This window comes from Amnibacterium sp. (assembly GCF_025463795.1).
Classification (GTDB): Bacteria; Actinomycetota; Actinomycetes; order Actinomycetales; family Microbacteriaceae; genus Amnibacterium.
Genome location: NZ_JAODBE010000132.1, coordinates 1 through 5,634, shown reverse-complemented (window position 1 = coordinate 5,634; position 5,634 = coordinate 1). Strand labels below are relative to the sequence as shown.

Here is a 5,634-nt window from a genome sequence, read left to right as displayed (position 1 = left end):
TCGCCCAGGTGGTCAGCCGGCTGTACCTCGGCTACCACTGGCTCACGGACGTGAGCGCTTCCGTCGCCCTGTCACTCGTCGTGGTCGGCGTCGTGATCGCGGTCGACACACGGCGCACGGTCCGTGTCGCGGGTGAGCAGGTCCGCGGCGCCTACTCCACACGGCAGACCGAGGGGACCTAGGGGGCGCCGGGCGGCCGGCACCCCTCCGGGTCGTGGTGGCCCGGGCGCTCAGGGCAGCGTGAGTCCTCCCGCCGCGGAGGTCGGGGCCGAGGGCGCAGCGGACGTCGCCGCGCTGATGGCCTTGGCCGACGCTGACCCGGCTTCCTGCGCCGGAGCGTCACCTGTCGGCCCGGTGGTGGAAGCGTGCGACGTCGAGGCGGCCGCGTGAGCCGCCGACGACGCGGCCTCGCTCGCCGACGACGTGGCTCGCGTCGCCGATGACGCGGCCTGCGTCGCGGACGCTGCGACGTGGGTCGCCGACGACGCGACCTTCGCGGCCGACGACGTCGCGGTGGAGCTCGCCTTCTTCGCCCCGTCCCCGGACGGGGCCGACGGAGCACCATGTCCGACGGAGGACGTGACGCGCGTGAGTGCCGACGACGCGAGGGCCGACGCCGCACGGGTGACCGCCTTCACGACGTGGCGCGCGGGGGCGGCGGGTCGCGAGACCGCGTGCACGACGGTCCGAGCGGTTCCGGCAGGGCTGCTCGTGACCGAGGACGCCGCCGACTTCGCCTCCGTGCTCACCGCCCGAACCGGAGCCGTCGACCGCTCCACCGTGTGCCCCACGGTGCGAGCGGTTCCGGCAGCGCTGCTCGTGACCGAGAACGCCGCCGACTTCGCCTCCGTGCTCACCGCCCGAACCGGAGCGGCCGGCAGGCTCGCGGACCCCGTCGCGTGGTGGATCGTCGCCGCGGCGGCATCGGCCGCAGCGTGCCCGGCGGTGGAGACGGTCCTGCTTCCGGTGGAGGTCGAGTCGCAGGCGGCCGACCGCACGGCGGTCGTCGCATCCGGGGGGGAGGTCCGGGCCACGCCCTTGACGGCGTCGACCGTCTTCCCGCCGGCGCTCGCGCCCACCGATGGAAGGATCGAGGCCTTCTGGTGGTCCACCGTTCCGACCGCTCCCGCGACGGCCTGCGCCGCCGCTGTGGCGACGGACCGGAAGGGCCCGGTGACGCCGTCGGTGACGGACGGGAGCCCGGCCGCACCCGCCCTCGAGGTGGCTCCGCCGGCCGGCCGGCCCTGCTGCCCACCGGCGGCAGCGGGGGCGGACGCAACGATGTGCACGGACCGCGTGGACGAGGTGCGGGCGGCGGACGGGCGGACGAACGCCGCCGGGACCGCGGAGACCGAGGCCGTGGTGTAGCCGGGCGTCTGCAGCGCGGCCGAGGGCCCGCTCGCCGCTCCCAGCCGGTCGAGCCCCGCCCCGTGCAGCAGCGGCCCTGCGAGGAGAACGATGCCGCAGAATGCCGCGGCACCGGACGTCAGGACCGCGGCCCCGGTACCCGCCGGTGAGTCCTGCCGCAGCGCGTGGCGCCCCCAAGCCGTGTCCACGCGCTCGAGCGGCGGTGCCGCGCGGTGCCGTCCACCGCTCCGCCGCGTGGCCGTGCGCTCGTCGATGCCGGCACCGCGGTGGCGCCCCTCGGTCTCCCTCACCGGCCGTCTCCCTCCCCATCGGTGCAGCGGAACCGTCCGGGGCCCACGCTGCTTCTCGGACCTCGCACCTCGGACGCACGGTAAGCGGCGATCCCCGGGCCCAGCCGTCCGGAGCGGCTCGATGCGGGCCAGCACGGACGGAGGACGGCCGCGCCGACTGCGAGGTCGGCGCCGTCCTCATGCGGATCGCGCCCGATTCCTGAGCAGGAGCCGACAGATCGGATGGAGAGGGCCCAGAGGCTGTGTCGGAGCACGGAGGCGAGAACCGCTCCGGACGGCGGTCACGGTGGAAATCCCGACGACCGGTGCGGCGGGCGACGACACCCCGACACCCCGAACGGTCACCGATTTCCTGAGACCTGACAGCCCACCCTGGTGGGCCCGCTGGGGACGGCTCCGATCTCGCGCCTCGACGTGGGCAGGGGGTTGCTGGGCGCCCGCGGATCCCCCGGCCCGCGGTCATGATGTGGTCACGGTGAGAACGTGAGCTTCCGCAGCCCCGACCGGGCCGCGGATATGTCTGCACCAGGGGCGATGCTCGGACTGACGAGGAAGTCTCCGCGCCCGACGTCACGCGGAACTCGACCGTTTCTCGGCCGGCGGTTTCGGAGTCCCGCGGGTGGCCCCTCTCGGAAGGCGTCAGCCCTGCTGGGAGGCCGGCTCGGAGGCCGAGGGCGCCCAGTCGGGCTCGGCCGTGGGACCTTCGTCGGCGTCCGGCCGGGACGCGGGCTGGGACTCCTGTACAGGCTGAGGCAGGCTGCCGAGGCGGTCGACCTGCTCCGTGAGCGCGTCGAGGACCGAGCGCAGCTGGATCTGCGCCACGTGGGCGTAGGTGCGGACGTACTCGATCTCCGGGACGGTCGCACCGGGCTGCTGCTGCGCGCCGATCGCCGTAGTCGCCTCGCTGGCGCTCGTCTCGGCACGTTCCAGGATCTCGCGGTACTGGTTGCGAGCGGTGAGCACCAGGTCGCGAGCGTACTGCTCGGCGTCGGAGATCGCCTTGTCGGCGATCAGCTGCGCCTGGGTGAGCAGCGCCACCGCCCCGGCCGTGGTCTCCTCCTCGAAGTCGGCGCCCGACCCGCCGCGCAGCCTCGCGTTCTCGGCCCTCAGCGCCGCGAGCTCCTGTCGTGTGCTCGTGGTGGCGGCCCGGACCTCGGCGACGGCCTGCGAGAGCTGACCCATGAACCGGTCGACTTCCAGGCGGTCGTATGCCCCGGCCCTGGCCTTCATGGTGAAGTCGACCGAGTGGGCGTCCGGCAGATGACCCACAGCGACGACCAGGTCGTTCTCAGGCCCCGTCCCGGTCGTGGGAGCGGGGCTGTCGAGCTCGGTCTCGTTCTGCATCATGCGTGGTCCCCCTACTGGTCGTTCGCTATTCGCCGTGCGGCAGCCGAGAGGACTGCGGGTCATGGGTGTGGTGGTGCGCGGCGTGACTGTCCTCGTCGAGCGTCGCGAACTGCTCGAAGCGGACGTCCGCGTGCGCGATCCCTCGGGCACGAAGACGGGAGACGGTATGCCGCACCATCTGGGGCGACCCGCACACCAAGGCGAGGCGTCCGTGCAAGGGACCGGTGTCGGCTGCGACATCGCCGACCAAGCCCTTCCGGCCCGGATAGCTGGGGTCGTCCGAGACCACCGGCGTGTAGGTGAACCAGGGGCGCCCGGCCAGGTTCTGGAGCAGCCGGTTCTCGTAGAGGCTCCACGGCAGCCGCGCCCCGTGGAACAGCTGGACCCGGGGAGCCTGTCCGGTCGACTGCCACTCCTGGTCGATCCGCTCCAGGTGGGCTCGCAGCGGAGCCAAGCCGGTGCCGCCGGCGACCATGGTCAGGTCCCGGTGGCGCTCGTCCTCGTCCAGGGTCAGCTCCTGGCCCACGGGCGCGCCGAGACGGACGGTCTCGCCGACGTGGAGGGACCGGACCATCGTGCTGCTGACCTGGCCGCCGGGGACCATCTGCACGTGGAACTCGATGCTGCCGTCGGAGCGGGGTGCGTTGGCCGGGCTGAGATAGCGCCACAGTCGTGGGCGGGCCGGTATCTCCACCGCCACGGACTGGCCCGGCTGGAACGGCAGGTGGGGGTCGGGGCGAACCTGGATCACCGAGACATCGAGGCCGCGGCGCTCCACCGCGGTCACCTCAGCGGGCCACGATGACGGGCTCGAGTCCTCGGAGGCCTCCGCCGCCTGGACCATGACCGAGGCGATGACCCCGTAGGCGTCGGCCCAGTCCGCCGCCACCTCCGGCGTCCACCCTTCGCCGAGGAAATGCTTGAGGGTGGCGAGGAGGGATGCCCCCACGGCGTTGTAGTGCGCCGCGATCACCTCGAACCGCCGGTGGTCACGGCCGAGCTGCTGGATGAAGTCGGTCACCTCGTCGAGCTCGTCGACGCTCGACACGATCCGGCCGAGCGCACCCACGAGCCGATCCCGCTGTGTGGCCATCGAGACCGGGAACATGCTCCGCAGCTCGGGGTGGGTCAGGAACAGGTGGGAGTAGAAGAAGAGCGGCACCTCGTCGCCGAGGCTCTGCGCCAGCGACCAGGTCTGCTTCAGGGCAGCGGTGTCCACCGTGTCACCCGGCCGCCGCGCCAGGGCCGACCCGACCGGCGAACGCAGGTCGGGCGTCCACCCCCGCTGAGCCACTGCAGGCCCCGAGGTGGGGCTGCTCGTCACAGCAGGGAGTCATCACGGTCATCCAATCCGCCGGCAGGGCATCAGGCGAAGTCGGCGAGCCAGAGGTCGGGGCCGAACACCTCGTACTGGATGTCCCGTGCCGGCACGCCTCGCTCGATGAGCGCAGAGCGGACGGACTGCATGAAGGGCAGCGGACCGCAGAGGTAGTACTGGGCGTCGACGGGGAGGTCCCGCTCACGGAGGTCCATGAAGCCCTGCTCCGCGTCGAAGCCCTCCGCTCCGTCGGTATCGAGCAGCCAGGTCGCTGCAGTCGCGTTCGGGAGCCGGTCGAGGTCGGCGACCACCTGCTCGCGAAGGGCGTACGTGTGGATCGAGTCGTCCGCGTGAAGGAACAGGATCGGTCGGCGGGTGCCGCCGTTGACGAGGTGCGAGAGCATCCCGGCCATCGGGGTGATCCCGATGCCGGCGCTGGCCAGCACGAGCGGGCGATCGGTGTACTCGAGCACCACGTCGCCGAAAGGGGCCGACAGTTCGATCTCGTCGCCGACCTGCACCTGGTCGTGGATCAGGTTGGACATCTCGCCGTCGGGCTTGCCCGCAGTGTGGACTCGCTTCACCGCGAAGGCCCGGTGCTCACCGTCGTCGACTCGCGTGAGGCTGTACTGCCGTGGCTGCAGCACACCGTCGGGCATGCGCAGGCGAGCGGTGACGTACTGACCGGGCAGCGACGGCTTGACTTCCTGATCGTCGACGCGCTCGACAACGAGGGCGACCGTGTCCGGGGTCTCTTGCGTCCGCTCCGCGACGCGCCACCTGCGGTAGACGGTCTCCGGGGTCAGCCCGACCGCGCCGTAAAGCCCCCGCTCCTGATTGATGAGCATGTTCGCCATCAGCCAGTACACCTCGCCCCAAGCGTCGGCGACCTGCGGCGTGACGGCGTCGCCGAGCACATCGCCGATCGCCCACATGAGGTTCTCCGCGACGATGTCGTACTGATCCGGCCGCACACCGAGCGAGGCGTGCTTGTGCGAGATCCGCGACAGCAGGTGATCGGGCAGGTCCGTCGGGTTCGACACGAGGTAGCCCGCGAAGGCGGCGACCGACCCGGCCAGCGCCTGCTGCTGCCGGCCGTCGGCCTGGTTGCCGCGGTTGAAAATCCCGTCGAGCAACTCCGGATGCTCCTCGAACATGTGCCGGTAGAAGCGACTGGCGATCTCCTGGATGTGCTCCCCCACCACGGGAAGCGTCGCCTCGACCACCGGTAATGCAGCATCGGACAGCATCGCTGAACCCCCTTCGCATCGAAGCGCGTGCGCCTCCGGGTCCTTCCCCGACAGCGGTACG

The 5,634-nt window shown here is 72.1% G+C and carries 5 protein-coding genes; 2 read left to right on the top strand and 3 right to left on the bottom strand.

Translation table 11 applies throughout. From position 1 onward, the window contains the following. Together JWQ92_RS11740 and JWQ92_RS11735 are read left to right on the top strand one after the other, a co-directional pair. Positions 1–182 (top strand): phosphatase PAP2 family protein (locus JWQ92_RS11740; RefSeq protein WP_367276733.1); only part of this gene is annotated, 182 nt, incomplete at its 5' end. 241 nt (positions 183–423) lie between these two features. Next, entirely contained in the window at positions 424–1,368 is a 945-nt protein-coding gene (locus JWQ92_RS11735) for a hypothetical protein (protein ID WP_297344644.1), read from the top strand. A gap of 929 nt (positions 1,369–2,297) precedes the next feature. Here JWQ92_RS11735 and JWQ92_RS11730 read toward each other — a convergent pair. From JWQ92_RS11730 to JWQ92_RS11720, 3 genes are all read right to left on the bottom strand, one after another. Further along, positions 2,298–3,005 (bottom strand): hypothetical protein, encoded by a 708-nt coding sequence (locus JWQ92_RS11730; protein WP_297344643.1) that lies wholly within the window; start codon positions 3,003–3,005, stop codon positions 2,298–2,300. A gap of 25 nt (positions 3,006–3,030) precedes the next feature. Further along, positions 3,031–4,224 carry a globin domain-containing protein gene (locus JWQ92_RS11725; RefSeq protein ID WP_297344642.1) on the bottom strand — a complete coding sequence of 398 codons (1,194 nt, stop codon included), beginning with the start codon at positions 4,222–4,224 and terminating at the stop codon, positions 3,031–3,033. A gap of 146 nt (positions 4,225–4,370) precedes the next feature. Next, positions 4,371–5,573 (bottom strand): globin domain-containing protein, encoded by a 1,203-nt coding sequence (locus JWQ92_RS11720; RefSeq protein WP_297344641.1) that lies wholly within the window; start codon positions 5,571–5,573, stop codon positions 4,371–4,373. Positions 5,574–5,634 lie beyond the last annotated feature (61 nt).